The organism is Streptomyces sp. NPDC042102 (assembly GCF_055582305.1).
In genome coordinates this window covers 36,873-61,413 of the sequence record NZ_JBVJDL010000012.1, presented here as the reverse complement: position 1 = coordinate 61,413, position 24,541 = coordinate 36,873, and the positions used below count along the sequence as shown (strand labels likewise).

18 protein-coding genes are annotated in these 24,541 nt (G+C 75.6%); 5 read left to right on the top strand and 13 right to left on the bottom strand.

Translation table 11 applies throughout. The features are described 5' to 3' along the window. The first annotated feature begins 109 nt into the window (after positions 1–109). Positions 110–2,353, top strand: a complete 2,244-nt coding sequence (locus ACZ6KO_RS30445; protein WP_469307209.1) for a helix-turn-helix transcriptional regulator — start codon at positions 110–112, stop codon at positions 2,351–2,353. A gap of 180 nt (positions 2,354–2,533) precedes the next feature. Here ACZ6KO_RS30445 and ACZ6KO_RS30440 read toward each other — a convergent pair whose 3' ends face one another. Continuing rightward, complete coding sequence (locus ACZ6KO_RS30440; protein WP_469307208.1) at positions 2,534–2,734, bottom strand: hypothetical protein; 201 nt, start codon at positions 2,732–2,734, stop codon at positions 2,534–2,536. A 164-nt stretch (positions 2,735–2,898) separates the two neighbouring features. On the opposite strand from ACZ6KO_RS30440, the gene ACZ6KO_RS30435 reads away from it, so the two are divergent. After that, positions 2,899–3,954, top strand: a complete 1,056-nt coding sequence (locus tag ACZ6KO_RS30435; protein WP_469307207.1) for a helix-turn-helix transcriptional regulator — start codon at positions 2,899–2,901, stop codon at positions 3,952–3,954. 104 nt (positions 3,955–4,058) lie between these two features. Next, entirely contained in the window at positions 4,059–5,048 is a 990-nt protein-coding gene (locus ACZ6KO_RS30430) for an AfsA-related hotdog domain-containing protein (protein ID WP_469307206.1), read from the top strand. Between the two features lie 40 nt (positions 5,049–5,088). On the opposite strand, the gene ACZ6KO_RS30425 is transcribed toward ACZ6KO_RS30430, so the two are convergent. Genes ACZ6KO_RS30425 through ACZ6KO_RS30390 form a run of 8 tightly spaced genes read right to left on the bottom strand, consistent with a single transcriptional unit; the run spans position 5,089 to position 16,238 of the window. Beyond that, on the bottom strand, positions 5,089–5,937 hold the full coding sequence (locus tag ACZ6KO_RS30425) for a 4'-phosphopantetheinyl transferase family protein (RefSeq protein WP_469307205.1): 849 nt from the start codon (positions 5,935–5,937) through the stop codon (positions 5,089–5,091). Further along, a complete protein-coding gene (locus ACZ6KO_RS30420) occupies positions 5,934–6,197 on the bottom strand; it encodes an acyl carrier protein (RefSeq protein WP_469307204.1) in 264 nt (87 codons plus the stop codon). Before ACZ6KO_RS30420 ends, ACZ6KO_RS30425 begins: the two co-directional genes overlap by 4 nt. Then, entirely contained in the window at positions 6,172–8,205 is a 2,034-nt protein-coding gene (locus tag ACZ6KO_RS30415) for an HAD-IIIC family phosphatase (protein WP_469307203.1), read from the bottom strand. Before ACZ6KO_RS30415 ends, ACZ6KO_RS30420 begins: the two co-directional genes overlap by 26 nt. Next, complete coding sequence (locus tag ACZ6KO_RS30410) at positions 8,202–9,248, bottom strand: 3-oxoacyl-ACP synthase III family protein (RefSeq protein ID WP_469307202.1); 1,047 nt, start codon at positions 9,246–9,248, stop codon at positions 8,202–8,204. Before ACZ6KO_RS30410 ends, ACZ6KO_RS30415 begins: the two co-directional genes overlap by 4 nt. Next, positions 9,245–12,223, bottom strand: a complete 2,979-nt coding sequence (locus ACZ6KO_RS30405; protein ID WP_469307201.1) for a type I polyketide synthase — start codon at positions 12,221–12,223, stop codon at positions 9,245–9,247. Before ACZ6KO_RS30405 ends, ACZ6KO_RS30410 begins: the two co-directional genes overlap by 4 nt. Next, positions 12,220–12,504, bottom strand: a complete 285-nt coding sequence (locus ACZ6KO_RS30400) for an acyl carrier protein (protein ID WP_469307200.1) — start codon at positions 12,502–12,504, stop codon at positions 12,220–12,222. The genes ACZ6KO_RS30405 and ACZ6KO_RS30400 overlap by 4 nt, the downstream gene beginning before the upstream one ends. A gap of 57 nt (positions 12,505–12,561) precedes the next feature. Then, positions 12,562–14,391 (bottom strand): acyl-CoA dehydrogenase family protein, encoded by a 1,830-nt coding sequence (locus ACZ6KO_RS30395; RefSeq protein WP_469307199.1) that lies wholly within the window; start codon positions 14,389–14,391, stop codon positions 12,562–12,564. Further along, a complete protein-coding gene (locus tag ACZ6KO_RS30390; RefSeq protein ID WP_469307198.1) occupies positions 14,385–16,238 on the bottom strand; it encodes a fatty acyl-AMP ligase in 1,854 nt (617 codons plus the stop codon). The genes ACZ6KO_RS30395 and ACZ6KO_RS30390 overlap by 7 nt, the downstream gene beginning before the upstream one ends. 273 nt (positions 16,239–16,511) lie before the next feature. Between ACZ6KO_RS30390 and ACZ6KO_RS30385 the strand changes: the two genes are divergently transcribed. Next, complete coding sequence (locus ACZ6KO_RS30385; RefSeq protein WP_469307197.1) at positions 16,512–19,214, top strand: AfsR/SARP family transcriptional regulator; 2,703 nt, start codon at positions 16,512–16,514, stop codon at positions 19,212–19,214. Positions 19,215–19,281: 67 nt separating this feature from the next. Here the strand turns inward: ACZ6KO_RS30385 and ACZ6KO_RS30380 are convergent, their stop codons facing one another. Beyond that, on the bottom strand, positions 19,282–20,226 hold the full coding sequence (locus ACZ6KO_RS30380; protein WP_469307196.1) for an ABC transporter ATP-binding protein: 945 nt from the start codon (positions 20,224–20,226) through the stop codon (positions 19,282–19,284). Between the two features lie 81 nt (positions 20,227–20,307). On the opposite strand from ACZ6KO_RS30380, the gene ACZ6KO_RS30375 reads away from it, so the two are divergent. Continuing rightward, positions 20,308–20,808, top strand: a complete 501-nt coding sequence (locus ACZ6KO_RS30375; RefSeq protein ID WP_469307195.1) for a GbsR/MarR family transcriptional regulator — start codon at positions 20,308–20,310, stop codon at positions 20,806–20,808. On the opposite strand, the gene ACZ6KO_RS30370 is transcribed toward ACZ6KO_RS30375, so the two are convergent. The 3 genes from ACZ6KO_RS30370 to ACZ6KO_RS30360 form a co-directional block, all read right to left on the bottom strand. Continuing rightward, complete coding sequence (locus ACZ6KO_RS30370) at positions 20,729–21,358, bottom strand: DedA family protein (protein ID WP_469307194.1); 630 nt, start codon at positions 21,356–21,358, stop codon at positions 20,729–20,731. The two genes, ACZ6KO_RS30375 and ACZ6KO_RS30370, sit on opposite strands and share 80 nt — an antisense overlap. A 105-nt stretch (positions 21,359–21,463) precedes the next feature. Further along, positions 21,464–23,224, bottom strand: coding sequence for a 3-hydroxyacyl-CoA dehydrogenase family protein (locus ACZ6KO_RS30365; protein WP_469307193.1), 1,761 nt, complete (start codon positions 23,222–23,224; stop codon positions 21,464–21,466). Next, positions 23,221–24,252 (bottom strand): 3-oxoacyl-ACP synthase III family protein, encoded by a 1,032-nt coding sequence (locus ACZ6KO_RS30360; protein ID WP_469307192.1) that lies wholly within the window; start codon positions 24,250–24,252, stop codon positions 23,221–23,223. Before ACZ6KO_RS30360 ends, ACZ6KO_RS30365 begins: the two co-directional genes overlap by 4 nt. Positions 24,253–24,541: the final 289 nt, after the last annotated feature.

Here is a 24,541-nt window from a genome sequence, read left to right as displayed (position 1 = left end):
GACACGCAGCTTGTGTCCGGCATGTGGACCTTGGTCACGGCCGTCCGATGGGGGAGGCTGCTTCGTGGGGGAGTGGACTGTTGACCAGGTACACGAGGAGGGGGTTGCTGTGTCTCAGCAGCAGCCGTTGACGGCTGCACGGATCCGTGATCTCGCGGTGCTCCAGCGCCAGTTGAGGCTCGCGCGGGAGGCTCCGCGGTTCGTCCGGGTGACCGGGGAGCCCTGGAGCGGCAAGAGCCGCCTGCTGCGGCAACTCGCGGCCTCGGCACGGCAGGACGGCTGGACCGTGGCGGCCGGACGGGCACCGCGGGCCGGCGGCCGCCGGCCGTTCGACGTGCTCGTCGACGCCCTGGACGACCATCTGGCGCGCGCCGACGGCTCGTTGTTCGAGGAGATCGGCGCGGTCAACACGCGCGCGCTGGCGCCCGTCTTCCCCGCGCTGGGCACCCTGGCCGCGGCCGACGAGCGGCCCGAGACCTACGCGGTGATCCGCGCCGTACGCGCCCTGATCGGCCGGCTGGCCCAGGACGGGCTGCTGCTGGTGCTGGACGACGTGCACCGGGCCGGCCCGGAGATCTTCGACCTGATCGAGCACCTCGTGCGCCATCCGCCGGCCGCGCCCGTGCTGACCGTCTTCGCGCACCGCACCGTCCCCGCGGGCCGCCACCTGTCGGCGGTGCCCTACGACGCCTCCGAGGTCCGCCACCTGGAACTGCGCCCGCTGCCCGAGGCCGACGCGCGCGCCCTGCTTCCCGAGGGCACGGCGCCGCTGGCCGCCGAACTCGTGCTGCGTGACGCGGGGGGCGTGCCCGGGCTGCTGCACGCCCTGGCCCGGGGCCCGGGCTGCGGCGACCCCTGCCGGGTCGTGCACGGGACCGCGGACCTCGCCGAAGGCGTGCCGCCGGTCCTCGGCCGGGACGCGATCGACCTGCACACGCTGTCCTCCCTGGGCTGGCGCTGCGCCTGCGCCGGGGCGGTCCTCGGTGACCCGTTCACCGCGTCCTCCGTCGCCCGTACGGCGGGCCTGCCGCTGGAGGACGCGCTGCGCGGCCTCGACGAACTGCACGGGGAGGGCCTGCTGCGGGCGGACGCCAGCTGTACGCGTTTCCGGTTCGCCCGGCCCGCCGTACGGGCCCTGGTGCACCACGCCACCGGCGCCGGGTGGCGCAGCGCCGCCCTGGACCGGGCGCTGGAGGCGCTGCGCGCCGACCCCGACGCCGGCCGGCCGCTGGCCGCCCACCTGGAGAACGCCGCCGAGCTCGGCCTCGCGGACGTGCGGACCCTGGCGGTGTCCGTGCGCGACGGGCTGCACACCCGCCCGGCCCGCTCGCTGCGGGCGCTGCGCCGCCTGACGGCCGACTTCGAGGGCCCGGTGGCCCTGCGCATCCTGCTCCACAAGGCGCTGGTGGTCTCCGGCCGGCTGGAGGAGGCGGTGAGCACGTACGGGGAGAACGCTCCCCGGCCGCACGAGACGGTGCCCGTCGGCGGGCGCACCGAATCGGCGGTGTGGCATGCCCGCGCCCTCCGTCTGACGGGCCGTTACGCCCATGCCTGGGCGGTGCTGGACGGCGACGGCGGACTGCCGCCCGCGGGCCCCGAGGCCGACGCCGAACGGGCCGCCCTGACCCTGGAGCCGGCGGCCGCGGGCGGCGGGCCATGGGACGACGCGCCCGTGGTGGCCCTGCAGGCCCTGGCCGGCACCCCGCCGGACGACCCGGCCGCCCGCGGCCGCGCGTACGCCCTGCTGGCCGCGGCCCACGCGGCGGCGGCGGACACCGGGCCCGCGGCGGAGGCGGCCGCGGAGGCCGAACGGCTGCTGACGGAGCTGGACGACGCGCGGCTCGCGCACGTCCTGGAGGCGCTGCGCTGGCTGGGGGCGGCGCTGAGCGCACTGGGCCAGCCGGAGCGGGCGCAGCTGCTGCTGGAGCGCGGCTACCGGGTGGCGCTGGAGTGCGGGCAGGCGCACCTGATGGGGCTGCTCGCCCTCGGCGTGGCCCGGACGCGGCTCGCGTCCGGCGACGCGGAGGGCGCGCGCGAACGCATCCGGCTGGTCGCGGACCTGGCCGCGCGTACGGAGGTCCCGGCCCTGGCGGCGGCCGCGCGCGAGAGCGCCCGCGAGATCGACTCGCACGCCGCCGGGTACCCGGACGCGGGGCGGCTGACCCTGCTGAGCGGGCGGGAGCGGGACATCACGGCGCTCGTCGGGGCGGGGCATACGAATCAGCAGATAGCCGCGCGGCTGGACATCAGCGTGAAGACGGTGGAGACCTATATGAGCCGGATTTTCAAGAAACTGGGTATGAATTCGCGAACCCAGGTGGCACACATTGTCGGCATGAGCAGCCGTCATTAACCCTTTGCGGGCGCGCCCGCAACCGGATTCCTGATTTGCCCCCGTTCACGCCACGGCCCCACCCCTCGGAACGTCCCTTCCGAGGGGCGGGGCGGGCGGCCTGGCTGGGCCGGCGGGGGATCCGGCTGCCGGTTCCCCCAGTGTGCGGTGCGGCCGCTTGTGCGGCCCTAAACCGACTGCTCAGGGGCAGGCGAGGTCCCACTGGTCGTCCAGCGGGCACTCGGCGAGCGGAACGGTGCCACCCAGGTCGATGCTGATGGCCGGCGTCGCGATGTGGGCGCCGACTTCGGTGGCCTGCGCGGCGCCGGTGGTTCCGGCGGCCCAGAGGGCGAGCGCCAGGGCGAGTCCGGAAGTGGCCTTTCGCAGGGCGGTGCTGTTCATGTATTGACCCCCGTCAACAGTTACGTTCGTGTCGTTGCACAAACATCCTGGCCAGCCGGTACGGGGACTTCCAAGGGAAAGATGCTGGCGTAAAGTTGCCTGGCAGCAAGTCCTGTCAGTACATGGGGGTGAACTACAGGGTGTCCGGGAGTTCCCTGCCGGCAGTGGGGTTCGGCCAGCTGGACGACGTCAGCGCATCGGCGTACCAGCAAGCCGTCCTGCTCGGCCGCTTCGTCCGGAGCGAGATAGCGTCCGTCCTGGATCTGTCGGACCGTGAGGCCGAGCGCGTCGAGGAGTTACTGTCCACTCTGCGTCTGCTGCGCCCGATGCCGGGCCGTCCGGAGTACCTCGTCCCGGTGAGCCCGGACGCGGCGGCGGCGGACCTCGTCGCGCCGGTGGAGACCGAGATCCGTGATCTCCAGCAGTCGGTGACGGACGTCAAGAGCACCATGCTCGGCCTGCTTCCGGCCTACTTCGAGACACGGCGCCGGCGCAACCAGGCGGAGGCCTTCGACGTCATCAGCGATCTCAGCGTGCTCCAGTCGATGCTCGACGAGTGGGGCTCCCGCTGCCGCACCGAGGTGCTCACCGCCCAGCCCGGCGGCTCGCGTGCGCCCGTCCGCCTGGACGCGGCCAAGCCGCTGACGGTCGAACGGCTGCGCCGGGGGGTCCAGATCAAGCATCTGTACCAGCACACCGTCCGCAGCGACCAGGCGACCGCCGACTACGTGCGCGACGTCGCGGCCGAGGGGGCCGAGGTGCGCACCACCGACGAGATCGTCGACCGGATGCTCATCTACGACCGGGAGATCGCCTTCCTGCCGGAGCAGCAGGTCCAGGGGCGCAGGCCCGGCGCCATCGTGGTGCGCGAGCCGATGCTGGTGGCGTTCCTCTGCAAGGTCTACGAGCACATGTGGGCCGGCGCCGCCCCCTTCGTGCCCGGGACGCCGGAGGCGGCCGACATCGCCGACGACCTCAAGCGGTCGATCATCCGGCTCATGGCGCAGGGGCACAAGGACGAGATGGTGGCCCGGCGGCTCGGCATGTCCGTACGGACATGCCGGCGCCACATCGCCCGGATCATGGAGGAGATGGAGTCCACCAGCCGTTTCCAGACCGGCGTCAACGTCGCGCTGTACGGACTGCTCGGCGCCGACTTCGCCCCGGCGGGCGCCGAGCCCGGCGAGGAGGTGGCCTGCGTCCTCCCGGGCACTAGCTGACGGGCAACAAGCTGCCACGACCGGTGTCTGGTTGTGGTTACCGCCCGTTCGGCAGCCTGGAACCGCGGCCTCAGCACCGGGTGGGGCCGGAGGGAGGCGCAGCCATGGACACCGCCGTCGTCACCAGGGAACACCGGACGACCGGGGCCGCACGGCACCTGGTGCACCGACCCCAGCCGTGGGAGCCCAACCTCGCGGCGGCCGCCCCACCGGCCGCCGAGGAGTTCGTCCTGACGGGCGAACTCCCCGCCGGGCACCCGCTGCTGGGCGACGGACCGGGGCACTTCCACGACGTGCAGGCGGCCGCGGAGATGCTCCGCGAGGTCGGCGAGTTCATCGGCCGCGACCGGTTCGGCGTACCCGCCGAACGCACCGGGATCTTCTACCGGGTCGGCATCGACGTCACCGACCTGGCCCCCTGGCGGGTGCGCCCCTCGGCCCCCGGGCCGGGGCGGCTGACGACGGTGATGAGCGTGCGCCCCGACAAGGTCATCGACGGGGTGCCGCGCGCGCTGGAGTTCCGTACGGCGCTGGAGATCGACGAGGTGCCCTGCGGCACCGGCAGCGCGAACCTGGTCTTCCTCGCCCCGCTGGTGCACCGCAACCACCGCACGCACAGCCGCCGGGCCGCGCTCGACGCGGCCGACGCCGGCGCCCCGCCGCGCGCCCACGATCCCGTCGACGCCGCCGAGGTGGGCCGCTCGGACCCCGGCAACGTGCTGCTGCACGCCCCCTCCGCGCTCGCGCACGGCCGGCTGTCGGCCGGCGTCCACGTACCGCCGCACTGGCCGGCCGACCGGGCCGGCGGCGACGGGCACGTGCCCGCCCTCGCCCTCCTGGAGGCGCTGCGCCAGACCTCACTGCTCGCCGTGGGCCGCGGCTACGGCATGGCGCCCGCCCGCAGCACCCTCTCCTCGCTCCAGGTGCACGTACGCGGCTACGCCGAGGCCGACCTGCCGCTGCGCTGCGCCGCGGTGTCGGGCCGGCCGGGACGGGACGCCGAGGGTCGCCGCACGGCGCCGCTCACCCTCACCCTCGCGCAGGCCGGTCGGACCGTCCTGGAGGCCACCACCACGGTCGTCGAGGACCACTGACGCGGGGGCGCCCCCCGGGCGGGACCCCGGGGGCCGGGGGTCAGGCGGCGGCCGTCGCCAGCGCCCGGGCCAGGGCCTCGGCCGCCTCGGCGTCGAGCATCGTGGTGATCCCGGTGTCGAGGGTGCGGCCGAGCCCGGCGTCGTACACGGCGGCGCTCACGCAGAACGCGGTGCCGCCGACGTCGAGGTAGTCCGTGCGGAACGCCCATTCGGCGCCCGCCCCGGGGGTCCCGTCCGGCCGGTTGACCTGGAGCGGACGGCCGTCCGGACCGAACCCGAACTCGGTGAACCGGAACTGCATCCCCTGCCCGATGGCCTTGCTGTAGGCCTCCTTCAGGGTCCACAGCCGCACCAGCCGCGGATTGCGCTCCTCGGGCGCCAGCTCGCCCAGGCCCAGCCGCTCGTGCGGGGTGCAGATCAGCCGGTCCAGGCCCTTGCTGTAGATCTTCCGGTCGGCCCGTTCGGCGTCGACCCCGATGAGGCCGCGCGTGGTCAGGCCCACCATCAGCAGGTCGTCGGTGTGGCTGAGTGTGATGTCGATCTGGTCGCAGCCGCGCAGGGAGGGACGCCCGGTCGGCCCGTACGTCAGCTCCAGGTCCGCCGGTTCGGCGTGCAGCGCGGCCGCCGCCGCGGACTTCAGCAGCCGCCGCGAGGCCGCGTAGCGGTCCCGGATGTCCTCGTGCGCGATGTCGCGGTAGCGCGCCCAGTCACGGCCCAGCAGCGCGCGCAGGGCGTGCGGCGCGAGGTCGTCGGGCCGCCAGTCGGCGAGCGTGCCGTACACCAGCGCGGTGCCGTGGACGCGCAGGTCGGCGCGGACCTGGTCCCCGTCGGTGCCGGTGGCGCCCACCGCGATCGGTGCGCCCGGCGAGGCCGGTGCGGGGGCGTTCACCGGGGCCCGCCCCCCGCCGAGGCCACCACGTGGGCGTGGATCTGGGCGATGCTGCGGGCCTGGAGGACCGCGGCGACGGGGATCCGGCGCCCGGTCTCCTGCTCGATCAGCATCACCAGGCGCAGCAGGTGCACCGAGTCCCACGCCGGCAGGGCGTCCAGGTCGGCCTCGGCCTCCTGCTCGGTGAGCTCCAGGCCCAGCTCTTCCCTGATCAGGTCCAGGAATCCGGGGAGGTCAGCGGTGTGTTCGAGCAGGCTCATCGTCGTCCCCTCCGAGGCGCGAGTCGATCGTCAGGTGGGCGGGCGCGGTGGGCCGCCCGGCCAGGTCGTGGCGGTGGTGCCGTACGCCGTCGTCGTCGTCCGTTCCGCCGGCGCCGGCGCCGGCGTCGGTGGCGGCGGCCGTCGTGAACCCCATCGAGGGGTAGAAGCCGGCGGCCCGGCCGTTGCGGGCGGTCGGGCGGTACCGGCCGTGCACGGCGGGCAGGCCGCGGGCCGCCGCGTGCGCCAGCAGCACGGCGAGGACGCCCTGCTCGACGCCGCGGGCGAACACCCGGCAGCTGAGCCAGAAGTTGTCGACGTGCAGCCCGTTGCCGGCGTACCGGGCGAGGACCGCGCCGGCCAGTCCGCTTTCCCCGAACCGGTCCGCCACGTGCACCGCGAGCACCAGGCCCGCCGGATCGGCCGCCGCCGCCCGGACGGCGTCGGCGCCCAGCCGCTCGCCGGTCAGGTTGAACTGGTTGGTGCGCAGCGACAGCTGGGCGACGCGCTCGCACTCGTGCGGCTCCGGCGGCCCGATGCGCAGGCGCACCCCCAGGTCGCGCAGGTACTCCTCGTACGAACCGCTGCCGGCCTCCAACTCCGAGCGGGCGGCGGCCTGCCGGTAGCGCTCGGTACGGGCCAGGTCGTCGCCGGTGACGTGCGGGGTGTCGAACCAGCCGTCGGCCAGCAGCCGGGTGACGTGCAGCGCGGGTTCGGTGCCCAGCGGTACGACGGCGGCCCCGGGCACCCGCGCGCGCACCAGGGCGCGTTCGGCGGGGGAGTCGTCGGCGAAGACCAGCGCGTCGGTGGCGATGCCCAGGCCCGCCGCGATCGCGCGCAGACTGGTGTCCTTCGGCTCCCAGTGGGCCTGGATCTGCGGGAAGTCCGCCTCGCGCAGCAGCATGTCGGGGTGCTCGCGCAGCACCGGCAGCACCGCGGCCGCGTCGTTCTTGCTGCTGACCGCCAGCAGCACGCCCTGCGCGGCCAGCTGCCGTACGGTGCGCTGCAGTGCCGCGTACGGTTCGCCGCGCAGCGTGCCGGGCGCGGCCGTGATGCCCTCGGGCCCGTCGTCGCCGAGGACCCCCGCCCACAGGGTGCCGTCCAGGTCCAGGACCAGGCACTTGCGGGCCAGCCCGCGCCGGGCCCGCAGGACGTGCACGGCCTCGCGGGCGTACGCGGCGAGCAGCGGCCCGTCGTACGCGGCCCGCGCGTACAGGGCCAGGCGCGGGTCGGTGGCCGGGCCGCCCGCGGCGGCGAGCGCGTCGAGGTCGATCACGGCGAGGGCCGGGTGGTCGGCCGTCAGGCGCAGCAGCCGGGCGGTGAACTCCCGCCACACCGCGCCGAGCAGCGCCCGCTCCCGCTGGCCCACCAGCTGCTGGAGGAGGGCGCGGGGCAGCACCGGGGTGTTGAGCACGAGGGTGCCGGTGCCGCCGGCCGCGTGCGCCGCGGCGGCCGCGCGCAGCCGCTCCAGCAGCCGGGCGCAGCCCGCCTCGACGTCCTGCCAGGTCCACGGCGCCGGCACGGTGTCCATGACCGCGTCGGCGTCCAGCAGGCACAGCGTCAGGTCGGGCCGGCAGCGGCGCAGTTCGCCGTCCGCGTCGTGCAGGTCGCGCAGGTAGGCCCCGTGGTCACCGGTGACGACCCGCGCGAGCAGCCCGTGCCGGGCCAGCTCCGCGACCAGCGGGTCGCCGAGCTGGACGACCGAGGAGTGGCCGGTGACGGCCACCGTCACCACCGGGGTGTCCGGATGGTGGTCCCGTACCTCCCGCGGGTCGAGCGCGGCCAGCACCCGCCCGGCGCGCACCAGGTCGGCGCGCACGGCGTCCGGCTCGCGGTCGCCGGCGTCGGTGAGTTCGGCCAGCAGGGCGACGGCGTGCGGCCACCGGGCGGCCAGCAGCCCGGCCCGGTGCAGCGTGTGCAGCTCCCGCACCGGGTCGGTGGGCTCGGCGTCCGCGGTCGTGGGCGCGGTGATGGTCGTGGGCGTCGCGGTCGGCGCCGTCGGCGCCCTCATCGGGTCGCGTCCGGGTCCGGGAGGCGCTCCAGCGCCAGCCCCGCCTTGATCCACTTGCTGGACTCCACCACGACGGCCAGGGCCCGCTCGCCCTCCTCCAGCTCACCGGCGAGCCGGTCGAGCTGGAGCAGCGGCAGGGCGTTGCCCGTGTTGCCGGTGTCGGCCACGCAGGAGATCTCGACCAGGTCCGGTACGTCGAGGTGCTCGGTGATCCGGGCGGTCATCCGCCCCGACAGCTGCGGCGGCAGCAGGTAGTCGACCTCCTCGCGGGTCCAGCCGGCCGTGCCCAGCAGCTCCCAGAAGATCTCGGCGGCCATCAGGGGCACGTTCTCCTCGATGGCCTTGTAGTCCTCGAACAGCATCCGGCGGGCCGGGTCCTGACGGGCCGCGCCCTGCCAGTCCACGATCTGGCCGGGGGCCCGGCCCCGCCCCGTGAACCGGTGCAGCAGGCCGCGTACGGCGATGGCGTCGCCGGCGGGTTCCGCCGTCACCACGGCCGCGCCCGCCCCGTCGCCGAACAGCACGTAGTTGACGAGCTCCTCGGTGGGCAGGCTGACCGGGTCGCGGTGCGCGTCCAGGAACCGGTCGGTGACGTCGCCGCCGACGACCAGGCCCGCCCGGTGCCCGCCGGCGAGCAGCGCCCGGGCCACGTCCAGCGCCTGCACGGCGCCGGAGCAGCCCGCCTGGAGCTGGTAGGCCGGCAGGTGGCTCAGCCCCAGCCGGTCGGCGACGACGGTGGCGGTGGTGGGCAGCAGCGCGTCGGGCGTGGCCGTGGCCAGGATGAGGAAGTCCAGGTCGGCGAGGTCCAGTCCGGAGGTCTCCAGGGCCCGTCCGCCCGCCTCCGCGCACAGGTCGGCGAGGCTGTGGGTGAGGGTGCCGGTGCCCAGGTCCCAGCAGAAATGCCGGGTCCGGGTGCCGACGAAGAGGTCGATCCACTCCTCGCTGATACCGAACAGCTTGCCCAGGGCGGTGTTGTCCACCGGGGCTCCGGGCAGGGCCGTACCCGTGCCGGCGAGGACGAGCGCGGTGGTGGTCTCGGTCATGTTCTGGCTCCCACGCTGATCCACTCGCCGACGAACTCGGCCAGCGTTCCTACGGTACGCAGCGCGGGCAGCAGCCGGGGCACGGTGATGCCGCTCGCCTGCGGCAGCCGGGACTCCAGCCGGTCCTTCAACTGCATGATCATCACTGAGTCGAAGCCCAGGTCCTCGTAGAACCGGGCGGTGCGGACGACGCGTTCGGGCTCGTACGCGCCGACCTCGGTCACCGCCTCGACGACCGCGGCCAGCACCGGGTCGGCGGCGCGGTCGGCGGCCGGGTCCTGCGCCGCCGGTACCCGGGCGGGCGCGGGTGCCGGCGCGGGGACGGGCAGCGGCTCCCGGTCGGCGGCAACGGGCGCGGCCGGCCGCGCCGGCTCCGCCGGGCCCTGGGCCCGGAAGCGGTGCTCGGTCGAGAAGGCGTACGCGGGCAGCCGCTCCGTGCGGCGCCGGGCAGGCTCGTACAGCTCGTCCCAGTGCGGCTCCAGCCCCGAGCGGTACAGCTCGGCGAGCGTGCCCGCCAGGTCGCCGGCGCCCGCGTCGGAGCCCGGCGCCGGGTGCAGCAACCGGACGCCGTCCACGGCCCCGCCGCGGCCGGCGAGCCGGATCAGCTGCGGTGCCGGGCCGATCTCGACCAGGCAGGTCGGGGCGGTGCGCGCCACCAGGTCGCCCAGCGCGTCGGCGAACAGCACCGGTTCGGCGGCCTGCCCCGCCCAGTACGCGGCGTCCAGCGGCTCGTCGGCCAGCAGCCGCCCGTACCGGGTCGAGGCGAACGGCAGCCGCGGTACGGCCGGCCCGACCCCCTCCGCGGCGGCGGCGAACGCCGCCAGGGCGGGCGTGAGCAGCGGGGAGTGGAAGGCGTGCGACACCTCCAGGGGACGGCACTCGATGCCGTACGCGCGCAAGGAAGCGGCCGCCTCCTCCAGGGCCTCCCGGTGCCCCGACAGGACCGTGTCGCAGGGCCCGTTGACCGCCGCCAGGAACACGCCCGGCAGCTCGCCGGTCAGCTCGGCGACCTCCGCGCGGCCCGCCCGGACGGAGAGCATGCCGCCGCCGTCGGGCAGCGCGTCCATCAGCCGTGCCCGCTCGGCCACCAGACCCGCGGCCTGCTCCAGGGTGAGCGCGCCCGCGCACACCGCCGCGGCGAACTCGCCGACGCTGTGCCCGAGGACGACGTGCGGCCCGGCCCCCAGGTCGCCCAGGGCCGCCGACAGGGCGTACCCGACGGCGAACAGCGCGGGCTGGGCCCATCCGGTGCGGTGGACGGCCGGGTCCCCGGACAGCAGCAGGTCGCGCACCGACGCCCCCAGGTGCGGGGCGAGCGCGGCGTCGGCCTCGTCCAGGCGGCGCCGGTACAGCGGCGACTGACGGTACAGCCGCGCCGTCATGCCCGGCTCCTGCACCCCCTGGCCGGTGAAGAGGAACCCGATGACCGGCGGCCGCCAGGCCCGGTCGGCGATCCCGGCCACGAGCCGCTCGTCCTCGGCGGCCGCGCGCAGGGCGGCGGCCAGCTCCGCCGTGTCGGAGGCCGGGAACGCGGCCCGGTACGGCAGTCCGGTCTTGACCCGGTTGCTGGTCCAGCACAGGGCGGCCGCGTCCCCGCGCGGGCGGGCGGCCACGGCGGCGGCCTGCACGGCCAGGTTGCGGCGCAGCGCCTCCGGGGTGTCCGCCGAGACGGTGAACACACCGACCGGGGCGGCGGCCGCGGCCGCCGCCCGGCGGCGTCCGGCCCGCGGGGAGCGCGGCGCGGCGGCCAGCACGGCGTGGGCGTTGGTGCCGCCCATCCCGAAGCTGCTCACGCCCGCCACGACCTCGCCGGCCGGCAGCCGCAGCGGCGCCTTGAGCAGGGCCAGGCCCCGCTCGGCCAGCCGCAGCTGCGGGTTCTCGCGGTCCGCGAACCGGCTCGCCGGCACCACCCGGTGGTGCAGCGCCAGCGCCACCTTGATCAGCCCGGCGATCCCGGCGGCCGCCTCCGTGTGCCCGAGGTTGCCCTTGACCGAGCCGATCGCGCACGGCTGCTCGCGCGGCACGGCGTGCACCTCGCCGAGCGCCCCGCACTCGATGATGTCGCCCAGCGCGGTGCCGGTGCCGTGCGCCTCGACGAAGCGCACCTGGTCGGCGGTCACGCCGGCCCGGCGGTACGCCGCGGCCACGACCTCCCGCTGCGAGCGCCGGTTGGGCGCGGTCACCCCGTTGCTGCGGCCGTCCTGGTTCACGGCGGTGCCCCGGATGACGGCGTACACGCGCTGGCCGTCGGCCAGCGCGTCCTCCAGCCGGCGCAGCACCACGACCCCGACGCCGTCGCTGCGCACGATGCCGTCCGCGTCGGCGCTGAACGGCTTGCAGCGGCCGTCCGCCGAGGCCAGCCCCATCTGTGAGTACACCAGGCCCAGCGCCGGGCTCAGCACGAGGCTGACCCCGCCGGCGAGCGCCGTGCCGCACTCGCCCGACAGCAGCGAGTTGACCGCCAGGTGCACCGCGACCAGCGAGGACGAGCACGCGGTGTCGACGGACAGGCTGGGCCCCTTCAGGTCCAGGTGGTACGAGATCCGGTTCGCGGCCATGCCCGCACTGGACCCGGCGCCCAGCTGCGGCGTCACGCGCGCCGCGTCCGACATGTACAGCTGGCCCCACTCGCTGCCCATCGTGCCGACGAACACCCCGGTGTCGCTGCCGGCCAGGGCGCGCGGGGAGCGGCCCGCGTCCTCCAGGGCCCGCCAGGCGCACTGGAGCAGCAGCCGCTGCTGCGGGTCCATGGCCGCGGCCTCGCGCGGGGAGACGGTGAAGAAGTCGTTGTCGAAGACGTCGGCGTCCTCGATGAACCCGCCGCGCACCGGCGTGTCGTGACCGGACCCGAACCGGCGCGGGCCGGGCTGCTCCCCGGTCGCGTCGGCGCCGCTCATCAGCAGGTCCCAGTAGGCGTCGGGGTCCGGCGCCCCGGGGAAGACGCAGTCCAGCCCGACGAGGGCGACGGAGGTCACCGGGCGCCCTCCGCGGCCACGACCACACCGCGCCCGGACAGATGGGCGACCAGCGCGACGACGGTCGGGTGGTCCCAGGCCAGCGAGGGGTCCACCGCGATGTGGAAGGCGTCCTCGATGTCGCCGCACAGGCTCAGCGCGCCCACCGAGTCCATGCCGTACTCGGCGAGCGGGACGGTCGGGTCGATGGTGTCCGGCAGCCGGTCGAGGTAGACGGCCAGCCGGTCGGTCAGCCAGTGGTGCAGCGGGGCCGTGCTGTGCGGCGGCAGGGGGAGGGTCATCCCGGGACTCCTTGCGTGCGGGCGGGGTACGGGGGTTGTGGTCGGGGCCGGTGCCCGTCAGCCGGAAAGCGGGGTGTTGTGCAGGTCGTAGCTGCGCCGGTCGCCGAAGCGGGCCAGCACCTCCTGGTGGACGCGGGCCAGGGCCTGGGGCGGCAGGTCCACCGGCGGGGTGCCCAGCCGGCGGGTGATCCGGTGCAGTGCGGCCGCCGCCCAGGACGGGTCCGCCAGGAACGGGTCCAGCCCGTCGCCGGCGTGCCGCCACACGCCGAGCACGGCGGCCGCTGCCAGCACCAGGACGTACCGGTCGGTGAGCGCGAACCACGCCGGGCCGACCGGGGTGGCACCGTCCAGGGGCGGCAGGGCCAGCACCCGGCGGCGCAGGTCCCGCAGTTCCTCCACCAGGTGTCCGGCCATCGTGCGCAGCGCCGCGCCCACCGGCCCGTTCCCGGGCAGGCCCCCCGCGGTCGCCACCAGGGCGGCGCTGAGGCCGTCGCGCCCGCAGGCCAGCGCCAGGTCCTCGTAACGGAACGGCGGCAGCGGGGCGCCCGGCCGGAACAGCGCGGCCGGCGCCTCCTCCTGCGCGAACCAGGAGGTGGCCGCCAGCTGCTTCAGCTGCGGGATGATCGTCGCCTGGCAGGCGACGGTGCCCGCGTGCCCGAGGCTGATCACCGGCACGTCGCGGATGTGCTTCTGCAGGACACCGACGGTGCCCTCGCGGGTGTACAGGTGCGCGCCGAACACGGTCGACAGCTCGTACATCGTCTCCACCAGCACGCGCGGCAGCAGCGACTTCACCGCCGCCGAGTACACGCTGGTCTCGGCCGGCAGCAGGTGCAGCGCCCGGGTGGCGACGACCGCCAGGCAGTCGTACAGCAGCAGGTTGACGAACGCGCCGGTCAGCGTGTTCGCGGTGTGCTGCGGGTCCACCGGCGAGGTGCCGGCGCCGCCCGGGCCCTGCCGGCGGTCGACCAGGACCGCCGTGCGCAGGCTGGTGTCGACCGCGCCCACCGAGAGGGCGGACATCAGGGTCCGGCTCATCTGGAACGACAGCAGCGAGGTGACGACCCCGCTGCCGGGCTCCCCGAGCAGCGCCTCCCCGGGCACCGGGCAGGCGTCGAAGGCGACCCCCGAGAAGAAACAGGAGCGCAGGCCCACCGCCGCCGGCCGCCGCTCGACGCGGTAGCGGCCCGCGGGCAGCGCGTGCGGGTCCAGCAGCAGGGCGCTCTGCGAGCCGCCGCGGAAGTGCTCCCCGGTCCGGCAGAACAGCACCACCGCGTCCGCCCGGTGCAGGTTGTTGACCACCGGCTTGGCGCCGGTGAGCGTCAGGCCGCCGCCGGCGGCCGGGGCGGCCGCGATCTGGTTGCGGACGAAGTCGTTGGTGTGGGCGGTCTCGTGCTGCGCGATGGCCGCCTTCGAGCCGCCCAGCAGCTTCTCGCCCAGCCAGCGCCGCTGGCGGTCGTCGCCGCGCATCCACACGTCGGAGGCCGCCATGAACGTCGTCATGCCGTAGCCCATGCCGAGCGAGACGTCGCGCCGGAACACCGGCCGCATCACGCGCAGCAGCCCGTCCGCGGAGTCGAAGCGTCCGCCGAGCTCGCGGGGCACGAACTCGCGGTGCATCCCGAAGCCGTCCAGCAGCGCCTCGGCCCGCGGCGACAGCGCGGCCGCCTGGTCGGAGGCGAGCAGCTCCCGGTGCCCGGCCGGGTTGTCGGGGGCGCCCGGATCGCCGAGCAGCGCCTCCAGCGCGGCCGCCCGCACCTGCCCGCTCGTCGATTCGGGCGACGGCGGGGGCGACGGCGCGAGGGCGGCGCCGGGCGGGGCGCCCGGCGCGGGCGGGGCCGGCAGGGGGCGGGCGGCCGCGGGCGCGGCGGCCAGGGTGCTCACCACGCCGTGCCCAGGTCCGCGCCGAGGTCCGCGCCCAGCTCGGCGCCCGGGGCGGACGGCAGCGGCGCGGGCCGCAGCAGGTCGTCGCCGAGCAGCGCGTGCTTCGGGCGCACCAGGGCGCGGACGGCCGGGTCGAGCACCTCGTACGAGCCGGCGACCTCGCCCTCCAGGAACAGCCTGCGGATCAGGGTCCGCTGGATCTTGCCGCTGGTGGTGCGGCGCAGCGTGCCCGGCCGCACCAGGACCACATTGCCCGCCGGGACGTCGAAGTCCTGCCCGACCAGCACCTGGATACGGCGGGCCAGTTCCCGCAGCCGCTCCCAGTCGGCGGTCTCGGCCCGCACCTCGTGCACCACGACCAGCTGCTCGCGGCCCTCCACCTCCACGGTGAACACCGCGCCGTGACCGGCGGCCAGCGACGGCTCCCGCTCCCGGACCGCCCACTCGACGTCCTGCGGGTAGATGTTGCGGCCGTTGAGGATGATCAGCTCCTTGAGGCGGCCGGTGACGTACAGCTCGTCCCCGTCGAGCACACCGAGGTCCCCGGTGCGCAGGAAGTCGCTCTCGCCGTCGTCCACGATCGCGTGGAAGGTACGGGCCGTCTCGGCCGGGCGGCGCCAGTAGCCCTGGGCGACGCTGTCGCCGCGCACCCAGATCTCCCCGACCCGCCCGTCGGGCACCTCGCCGCCGGTCACCGGGTCCACGATCCGTACGGCGAAGTCCCGTACGGCGCCGCTGCCGACCAGCGTGCGCACCGGCTGCCCGGGCCGCGGCGGGCGCAGCTCGTCGTACTCCAGGCCCGCCGCGTCGACCGTCCGGGTCCGGAAGGGCTCGCCGGGCCTGCCGCCGGAGACCACCAGGGTCGCCTCGGCCAGCCCGTACGCCGGGTAGAGCGCCTCGGGGCGCAGGCCGGCGGCCGCGAAGCGCGCGGCGAACGCGTCCAGGGTCGGCCGGCGCACCGGCTCGGCACCGTTGATCGCCAGCCGCCACGTCGACAGGTCCAGACCCGCCAGCTGCTCGTCGGTGATCCGGCGCACGCACAGGTCGTAGCTGAAGTTGGGGCCGCCGCCGACGGTCACGCCGAACTCGCCGATCGAGCGCAGCCAGCGCACCGGCCGCTTGATGAAGCTGCTCGGCGCCATCTGGACCGTCGAGGTCCCCAGCCACAGCGGGTGCAGCAGATGACAGATCAGGCCCATGTCGTGGTAGTGCGGGAGCCAGCTGCCGAAGACGTCCCGGTCGGTGGAGTCCAGGACCCGCCGGATCGCCGTCATATTGGCCAGCACGTTGCGGTGACTGACCATCACCCCGCGCGGCTGCGAGGTCGAGCCGGAGGTGTACTGGAGGAAGGCGAGGTCGTCCGGGCCGGTCGCGGGCGGCTGCCAGGCGTCGGCGGCCGCGCCCTCGTCGACGTCCGTGGCCAGGCACACGGTCTCGCCGCGCCCGGCCATCGCCAGCCACAGCGACACGTCGGGGGCGTGCGCGGAGTCGGTCAGCACCAGCTGCGCGCCGGTGTCGCGGATGATCCCGGACACGCGCTGCAGCCGTTCGCCGCGGTCCCCCGGCAGCGGCGCCGGAACGGCGATCGCACCGGCGTACAGACAGCCGGCGAAGGCCTTGAGGAATCCCGGGCCCGGCGGGTAGAGCAGCGGTACCGGCTGCCCCTGGGCGCCGTGCTCGCGCAGCCGTACGGCCAGGGAGCGCGCCGCCCGGTCGAGTTCGCCGTACGTCAGGTGTTCCGCCACGGTGGTCCCGCCGGGGCCGTCGTGCAGGAACACGAGAGCGTCGCGGCCGGGGAGTTGCGCGGCACGCTGCCGCAGCACGTCCGTGAACGTAGCGAATCCAGTCAACGTCAGCCCCCTTCAGGCGCGTCCGGGGCAGCAGCGGAATGCCCGGCGCCCCTCTCGCCAACGCCCCGACATGCTGCGGGCCGCGGCTAAAGCGCGGCTTGCGGAGCCCGGGGCGGCGGCGTCCGGCGGACGCCCGCCCTGCCGGGTCCGCGGGCCCGGATCAGGGGTCCCGGTGTCCGAACCCGGGGGTGCGGGCCCGCCTATGGTGGCCGGGCCGGGGGGCGCCAGCCGCCGCCCGTGTCACGGCACGACAGTCGAGGGAGCGGGGGGCTCATGCGATTTCGGTTGCTGGGGGCCCTGGAGGTGCACGCCGCGGGACCCGACGCACGCGATCTGACCCCGCGTGCCGCGAAGATCCGCGTGGTGCTCGCCACGCTGCTCGTCCGGGCCAACGAGATCGTGTCCGTGGACAGCCTCATCGACGAACTGTGGGGCGAGGACCCGCCGCGCACGGCGACCACCACCTTGCAGGTGTACGTCTCGCAGCTGCGCAAGCTGCTGCACACCATCGACCCCGACGCCGGCCGAGACGCGCTGGTGACCCGGCCGCCCGGCTATCTGCTGCGGGTGCCCCCGGCCCAGCTGGACCTGGCCCGCTTCGAGGAACTGCACGCCCAGGGGCGGGCCGCGGCCGCCGCCCAGGACCCGGCGGCCGCCGCCGACCTGCAGCGCCGTGCCCTGGCCCTGTGGCGCGGCCCGCTGCTGTCCGACACCCCGCACGGGGCGCTGCTGGAGAGCACCGCGATCCGCCTCGGCGAGGTCCGCGCGGCCGCCCTGGAGCAGCGGATCCGCGCCGAACTGCACCTGGGCCGCCACCAGGAGCTCGTGGGCGAACTCCAGGCCCTGGTCACCGAACTGCCGATGCGCGAGGAGTTCCACGCCCACCTGATGGTGGCGCTCTACCGCACCGGACGGCAGGCCGACGCCCTGCGGACCTTCGCCCGGCTGCGCCGCACGCTCGTCGACGAACTGGCCATCGAGCCGGGCCGGGCGCTCCAGCAGCTGCACGCGCGGATCCTGGACGGCGACCCCACCCTGCTGCACCCCTCGGCCGCGGCGGCCGTGGCCGCTCCCGAGGAGCCGCCCGCCGCCGCGCCGCCGGCCGGGCCGCCGCCGTCCGCCGCCGCGGCGGACGCGGTGGTCATTGCGGATGTATCGGCCGCGGCGGCGGAACCGGTGCTGCCCGCCGGACCCGTGGACGCGCTCCCGGCCCCCGACCCGCTGTTCACCGGCCGCGACGACGACCTGGCCGCGCTGGAGACGCTGCTGCGCGACGTCCCGGCGGGCGGCTGCGTCGTGGTCACGGGCGCCGCCGGCACCGGGAAGACCGCGCTCGCCCTGGCCGCCGCCCACCGGGCCGGCCCGCTCTTCCCCGACGGCCGCGTCCTGCTGCCGCTCGACGACGGCGACGGCCGGCCGCTCGACGCCGCCGGCGCGCTGACCGCCCTGCTGCGCCGCTGCGGGGTCACCGGCCCGCTGCCCGGCCGCGCCGAGGACCTGCGCCCGGTCCTGGAGCGGCTCACCGCGGACCGCCGGATGCTGCTGGTCCTCGACGGCGCGGCCGGCGCGGACCAGATCCGCCCGCTGCTGCCCCACGCGCCCGGCACCACCGCGCTGGTGACCTGCCGCCGCGCCCCCGCCGGACCCGTGACCCGCGTGCACGCCCTCGACGTCCTGCCCGCCGCGCCCGCCCGCCGGCTGCTGCTGGCCGCGGCCGGGCGGGCCTGGGAGGACGACGGCCCGGACGGCGCGAGCGGGGCCGTCGCCGACGCCTGCGGCGGGCTGCCCCCGGCCGTACGGGCCCTGGCCGCCCGGCTCGCCGCCCGGCCGCACTGGACCATGGCCACGCTCGCCGGCCGGCTGGCGGACCCCGGGCGGCGGCTGGCCGAACTGCGCTCCGCGCAGCCGGGCCTGGACGCGCAGCTGCGCGCCGGCTACGACGCGGCGGACGCCTCCGCCCGGCGCGCCTACCGGCTGCTGGGCCTGCTGCCCGACGGACCCTTCACGGCCGACGACGCCGCCGCACTGTTCGACGGAACGCCGGCCGCGGCCGAGGCGGTCCTGGAACAGCTGGCCGAGGCGTGGCTGCTGCGCGCCGAGCCCGGCGGCAGCTACCGGCTGCCTGGGCTGTGGCGGCTGCTGGCCGCCGAGCTCGTGGCCGATCTGGAGGCGCCCGCGCAGGTGACCGGCGCGCTCGCGCGACTCGCCGGCCGGCTGGCCGGCGAGGCCGAGGCGGCCGCCGCGCTGCCGCACACCGCGGACTGGTTCGCCGCCCGGCGGCACGTTCTGGTGGAAGCGCTGGTACGGGCGCACGGCGCCGGCTTGTGGAAGCACACCGTCCGGCTGGCCGAGGCCCTGGCCGAGCCGCTCCAGGCCCATGCGGCCTGGGAGGACTGGGAGCGGGCGCACACCCTGGCCCTGGACGCGGCCGAGCGCACCGCCGACCTCACCGCCCAGTCCCGGCTGCTGCGTTCGCTGGGCGACCTCGCCTGGCAGCGCCGCCGGATGGCGGCCGCCCATGGGCTGTACCGGCGGGCGCTGCGCGCGGCCGACGGCGCGGGCGCCGCGGGCGAGCGCGGTCGCGCCCTGACCGGGCTCGCCGAACTGAGCCTGGACGCCTCGGCGGTCGCCGAGGCCGAGCGGCTGATCATCCCGGTGGTCGCCGCGCTGGAGCGGACCCCGGGGAACCTGCGCGACCGCTACGAGGCCCGCCGGGTGCGGGCCCTGCTGGCACTGGAGACCGAGGGGCCGCGGGCGGCCGAGCCGCACTTCGCCGTGTGCCTGGACCTCGCGGCCCGGCTGGGCGACCGCCGGCTGGAGGCGTACGCGGTGCGCTGGCTGCGTCAGGTGCGCGGCAACGGCGGCGCTGACGGCGCCAAGGGCAAGGGCAACGGCAACGTCGGTGGCCACGGCGATGGCGCGCGGCCGGACTGGGCCGAGATCCGGCCCGGCGTGTGGCGGCTGGGCGCGGCCTGACCGGCCGCGGACGAGCGTGAAGGAGAGATGCCGTGTGCACGGCGGTTGAGGGAGGGCGGCCCGCGGCTCAGCGGGAGTTCACCGACCCGGCCTGTTCCGGCGCCCGCGCCGGCGGGGCCGCGGGCTCCGGGGCGGAGCGGTAGTGGCGCAGGAAGAGCTCTTCGAGGGTCGGCGGGCGGCTGACGAGGCCGCGGACGCCGGCCCGCGTGAGGACGTCCAGGACCGGCCCGAGGCGGTCGGCGTCCACCTGGAGCCGTACCCGGCTGCCCTGCACGTGCACGTCGTGGACGCCGGGCAGCTCGTCCAGCGCGCCGACCGGACCGGCCAGTTCGGCCGTGACGGAGGTGCGCGAGAGGTGCCGCAGCTGGTGGAGCGTGCCCGTCTCCACGGTGCGCCCGGCGCGGATGATGCTCACCCGGTCGCACACCGCCTCGACCTCGCTGAGGATGTGGCTGGAGAGCAGCACGGTGCGGCCCTCGTCGGCCGCCTCGCCCACACAGCTCTGGAAGACCTCCTCGGCCAGCGGGTCCAGGCCGGAGGTCGGCTCGTCCAGGACGAGCAGTTCGGCGTCGGAGGCGAACGCGGCGACCAGCGCCACCTTCTGGCGGTTGCCCTTGGAGTACGCCCGGCCCTTGGTGGCCGTGTCGAGCTCGAAGCGCTCCACCAGTTCCCCGGTCCGCCGGGGGTCGGTGCCGCCGCGCAGCCGGGACAGCAGGGCGAGGACGTCGCGGCCGGCGAGGTTGCGCCACAGGTTCACGTCGCCGGGGACGTACGCGATCCTCTGGTGCAGCGCGACCGCGTCGTGCCACGGGTCCGCGCCGAGCACCTTCAGCCGTCCGCCGTCGGCGCGCAGCAGGCCCAGCAGGACGCGGATGGCCGTGGACTTGCCGGCGCCGTTGGGGCCGAGGAAGCCGTGCACCTCGCCCTGGGCGACGGTGAGGTCGAGTCCGTCGAGGGCCCGGGCGCGGCCGAACGACTTGCGCAGTCCGGCAATCTCGATCGCCTTCATCATATTTCGGAAGATACTCTAGTTTCAGAATATTGTGAAGTTGGCGAGAGAGTGTTGCCCGACGAACGATCACGGGGAGGCAGAGTGGGTGCGAGCGCCGACGAGGAACGGGAGTACGGCCAGGAGGTGTCGGCGTTCGTCGAGCGGTTCGCCGCCGACCTGGTGGCCGCCGGGGTGCCCCGGATGCCCGCGCGCGTCTTCGCGTGCCTGCTGGCCGAGGACGCCGGCGCGCTCAGCGCGGCCGAGCTCTCCCGCCGCCTCCAGGTCAGCCCCGCCGCCGTCTCCGGCGCGGTGCGCTACCTCGCCCAGGTCCACATGGTCAGCCGGGAGCGCGCACCGGGGGAGCGCCGGGAGATCTACCGCGTCCACGCGGACGTCTGGTACGAGGCGGTGACCAGCCGGGACCAGATGCTCAACCGCTGGTCGGCCACGCTCAAGCAGGGCGTGGAGGCGCTCGGGGCGGGGACGCCCGCCGGGCTGCGCGTGGAGGAGACGGCCGACTTCTTCAGCTTCGTGAAGCTGGAACTGGACGAGCTGATGGACCGCTGGCGCGCCCATCGTGACGGGTCGCCATCCGGGCGATGAGGGCGCTGACCGCCACGGTCGCGCACACGGACACGGCCAGGCCCAGCCAGGCCGTGTCGAAGAAACGGTTGCCCAGGTGACCGAGGGTCACGAGGTAGACCGCCCACAGCAGTCCGGCCAGCGCCGACCAGCTCAGGTGGCGCGGCCGCAGGCCCGGCGAGGTGCCGAGGGCGATGTCCAGCACGGTCCGCCCGGCCGGGACGAAACGCGCGGCGAGGGCGACCCGGCCCATCCGGTGGGCCAGCCCGCCCTGGAGCCGTTCGGTCGCCTGCCGCCAGGCCGGCCGCCGGTCCAGCCGGGCGTGCAGCCAGGTGGAGCCGCGCCGGGCCAGCAGGACCAGGGCCAGGTCGCCGAGGAAGGACGCGGCGGCAACCGCGAGGACCGGCAGCACCGGAGTGATCCGGTGCTGCGCGGTCCAGGCGGCCGCGGCCACCACGAGGGTGCCGCTGGGCAGCACCGGCAGGAGGGAATCGCCGAACACCGCGGCCAGTGCGAGGGCCAGGATCCACCACGAGAGGGAAAGGGTGTCGACGCTCATGTCGGGCTGCATGTGTGTGACTCTACCGAACATTCAGAAGTTTGTGAACTTACATAATTCACCGACCGGTGGGGGGATGTGCGCCCCACGCGGTCGGTGGCGGTACGAGGCACGGGATCAGTACGTGTGGAACCCGCGCCCGCTCTTGCGCCCCAGGAACCCGGCGTCCACCAGGTGCTCCAGGTGCCGCGCCGGCTTCAGCGACGGCTCCCGGAACGAGTCGTGCAGGCTGTTCTGGATCTGCAGCGACACGTCCAGACCGATCGTGTCCAGCAGCGTCAGCGGCCCCATCGGATAGCCGCAGCCCGCCGTCATCACCGTGTCGATGTCCCCGGCGCCCGCCCGGTGCTCCTCCAGCAGCCGCACCGCGCTGTTGAGGTACGGGAACAGCAGGGCGTTGACGATGAACCCCGCCCGGTCGTCGATGCCCACCGGGTACTTGCCCAGCCGCGCGCACACCTCGTGCACCGTGCCCAGCGCGTCCTCGGCGGTCAGCACGGTGCCGACCACCTCCACCAGCCGCATCACCGGCGCCGGGTTGAAGAAGTGCATGCCCAGCACGTCCCCGGGCCGCGAGGTGACCGCCGCGCACTCCACCACCGGCAGGCTCGACGTGGTCGTGGTCAGCACCGCGCCCGGCTTGCACACCGCGTCCAGACCCCGGAAGATCTCCCGCTTGACCTCGAGCTCCTCCGCCACCGCCTCGACCACCAGGTCGCAGCCGGCCACCGCCTCCAGCGAGTCCGCCGGTGTCAGCCGCTCCAGGGCCGCACGGCCGTCCGCCGCGCTGATCTTCCCGCGCTCGACGCCCCGCTCCACCGACGCCGCCACCCGCTCCAGCGCCGCCTTCGCCCGTACGTCCGTACGCGCCACCAGGACCGTCTCGAACCCGGACTTGGCGAACACCTCGGCGATCCCGGCCGCCATCGTGCCCGAGCCGACGACACCCACCCGCTCCACGGGCCGCGCCGGCCGCCCCGCCGCGTCCGCGCCCGCCGCCGCGACACCCGACCGCGGACCCGAGGGCCCGTGCGGCCACGCGTAGAAGCCACGGCCCGACTTCGCGCCCAGCAGACCCGCCGTCACCATGTGGTCCAGCAGCGGCGGCGGCAGGAACTGCGCCTCGCCCGTCTGCTCGTACAGCCCGCGCAGCGTGTCCCGGGCGGTGTCCAGGCCGATCAGGTCCAGATGGGCCAGCGGGCCCAGCGGCAGACCGCAGCCCAGCGTCATCGCCGCGTCGATGGCGTCCCGCGAGGCGTACCGCCGCTCGTACATCGCCACCGCGCCGCCCAGGTACGCCATCAGCAGGCCACCACCGGTGAACCCCGGCTGGTCGCTGGCCGGCACCGCCGTGCGGCCCAGCGCCGCCACCAGCTCCTCGGCCGCCGTGCGCACGGCCGGATCGGTGACCGGCGTGGTCACCACCTCCACCGCGCCGCCCTCCGGGGCGTGCCCCACCGGGTGCAGGCCCACCGTGCGCGGCAGCCGCCCGCACGCGGCCGCCACCCGGGTCACCGACAGCGAGGTCGTCGTCGCGAACACCGCCTGCGGAGCGCACAGTCCGTGCGCCCGCCGCAGCACCTCCGCCTTCAGCGCCGGGTCCTCCGGCAGCGCCTCGATCACCAGCTCGCTGTCCGCGGCCGCCGCCAGGTCCACCGTGTACGAGATGCGACCGCGCGCCCCCGGCTCTTCGGCCAGCGGACCCTCGGTGCGCTCCCGGCCCGCGGCCAGGGCCCCGGCGCCGGCCTCCACGGCCACCACCGTGACCCCGGCCCGCGCGAGCGAGCGGGCCAGGGCGGAGCCGACCGTACCGAGGCCGATCACGGCCGCCGTGGCGAACGGCGGTGCGGGCAGGGGTGCTTGGGATGCTGCGGTCATGCTGCGGAGTCCTTCCGTGTGGCGGGAGCCGCCGTACCGTCCCAGCGGACGAGCACCGTGCCCAGCGACATGCCGCCGCCGAAACCGGCCAGCAGCAGGACGTCCCGGTCCCGGATCGAACCGGCCCGGAACGCCTCGTCCAGGGCGAGGGGGATGGAGGCGGCGCTGGTGTTGCCGTGCTCGGCGACGGTCAGGTGCGTGAGCGCGCGCGGCAGCCCCAGCCGCGGCACCGTCTCGGTCAGCATCACGCCGTTCGCCTGGTGGGGGATGAAGTGGTCGACCTCGTCGGCGGCCACCCCGTGCTCCGCCAGCACCTCGCGCACCGCGCGCGGCAGCTCGGCGGTCACGAAGTCCCGCACCCCGCGCCCGTTCATCCGGAACCAGTGCTGGCCCTCGGCGACCGTCTTCTCGGAGGCCGGCAGGCGGCTGCCGCCCGCCTCGACGCGGATCAGGTCGTGCTGGTCGCCCCGGCTGGCCAGGTGCGCGCCGATGACGCCGTACCCGGGCCGCACCGGGCCCAGCACGACCGCGCCCGCACCGTCGCCGAACAGGACCGCGGTACGCCGGTCCTCGCGGTCGATGATGCGGGAGTAGACGTCGGCGCCGATCACCAGCGCGTGGCCGCGGGCGGACCCGTCCGCCCCGGGCAGCAGCCGCGCCGCCGACACCAGGCCGAACACGAACCCGCTGCACACCGAGTTGAGGTCGAAGGCGGCCGCGTTGACCGCGCCGATCCGGTGCTGCACCAGGCAGGCGGTGGCCGGCTGCGGGGAGTCCGGCGTCGAGGTCGCCACCACGATCCAGGACAGGTCCCGCGCCGAGATCCCGGCGGCGTCCAGCGCCGCCCGGGCCGCCTCGACGGCCAGGTCCGAGGTGGCCTCGGACTCCGCCGCGTAACGCCGCTCGCGGATTCCGGTCTTCTGCAGGATCCAGTCCTCGGTGACCCCCGCCCGTTCCGCGACGACGCGATTGGAGACTGTGTCGGCAGGCAGATAAGACCCGGTTCCCAGAATTCCTATTGCTGTCATGACGGGCTCCTGAACCGTGGCGGTGGGCGGCGGGGGAAATCCCGCGAAAGGCATTCACCGCGTGGTGTTCCAGTGGGACGTATCGCCATGCTTCTCGGCCCCCTGCCCGGCGGTAACCCTTGCCCCCACCCCTACGGGCCCCTAGGGGCGCCCGGTCCCGATGACCGGCGACGGTTTTTAGCCGACCTTTAGAGCTGGACGTCAGCGTCTCGACGGTCTGCATGGAATTCCCCGGTCCTCGGTCCGCCCGCGCGCCCGGCGGAGTCCTGAAGACGCATCAGGCAAACAG

What these genes read in the sequence shown, in the direction of transcription:
- ACZ6KO_RS30415 (WP_469307203.1), bottom strand. Translation starts at nt 8,205, where the DNA reads ATGAGGGCGCCGACGGCGCCGACCGCGACGCCCACGACCATCACCGCG.
- ACZ6KO_RS30430 (WP_469307206.1), top strand. Translation starts at nt 4,059, where the DNA reads ATGGACACCGCCGTCGTCACCAGGGAACACCGGACGACCGGGGCCGCA.
- ACZ6KO_RS30385 (WP_469307197.1), top strand. Translation starts at nt 16,512, where the DNA reads ATGCGATTTCGGTTGCTGGGGGCCCTGGAGGTGCACGCCGCGGGACCC.
- ACZ6KO_RS30400 (WP_469307200.1), bottom strand. Translation starts at nt 12,504, where the DNA reads ATGACCCTCCCCCTGCCGCCGCACAGCACGGCCCCGCTGCACCACTGG.
- ACZ6KO_RS30360 (WP_469307192.1), bottom strand. Translation starts at nt 24,252, where the DNA reads ATGACAGCAATAGGAATTCTGGGAACCGGGTCTTATCTGCCTGCCGAC.
- ACZ6KO_RS30365 (WP_469307193.1), bottom strand. Translation starts at nt 23,224, where the DNA reads ATGACCGCAGCATCCCAAGCACCCCTGCCCGCACCGCCGTTCGCCACG.
- ACZ6KO_RS30370 (WP_469307194.1), bottom strand. Translation starts at nt 21,358, where the DNA reads ATGCAGCCCGACATGAGCGTCGACACCCTTTCCCTCTCGTGGTGGATC.
- ACZ6KO_RS30380 (WP_469307196.1), bottom strand. Translation starts at nt 20,226, where the DNA reads ATGATGAAGGCGATCGAGATTGCCGGACTGCGCAAGTCGTTCGGCCGC.
- ACZ6KO_RS30410 (WP_469307202.1), bottom strand. Translation starts at nt 9,248, where the DNA reads ATGACCGAGACCACCACCGCGCTCGTCCTCGCCGGCACGGGTACGGCC.
- ACZ6KO_RS30420 (WP_469307204.1), bottom strand. Translation starts at nt 6,197, where the DNA reads ATGAGCCTGCTCGAACACACCGCTGACCTCCCCGGATTCCTGGACCTG.
- ACZ6KO_RS30440 (WP_469307208.1), bottom strand. Translation starts at nt 2,734, where the DNA reads ATGAACAGCACCGCCCTGCGAAAGGCCACTTCCGGACTCGCCCTGGCG.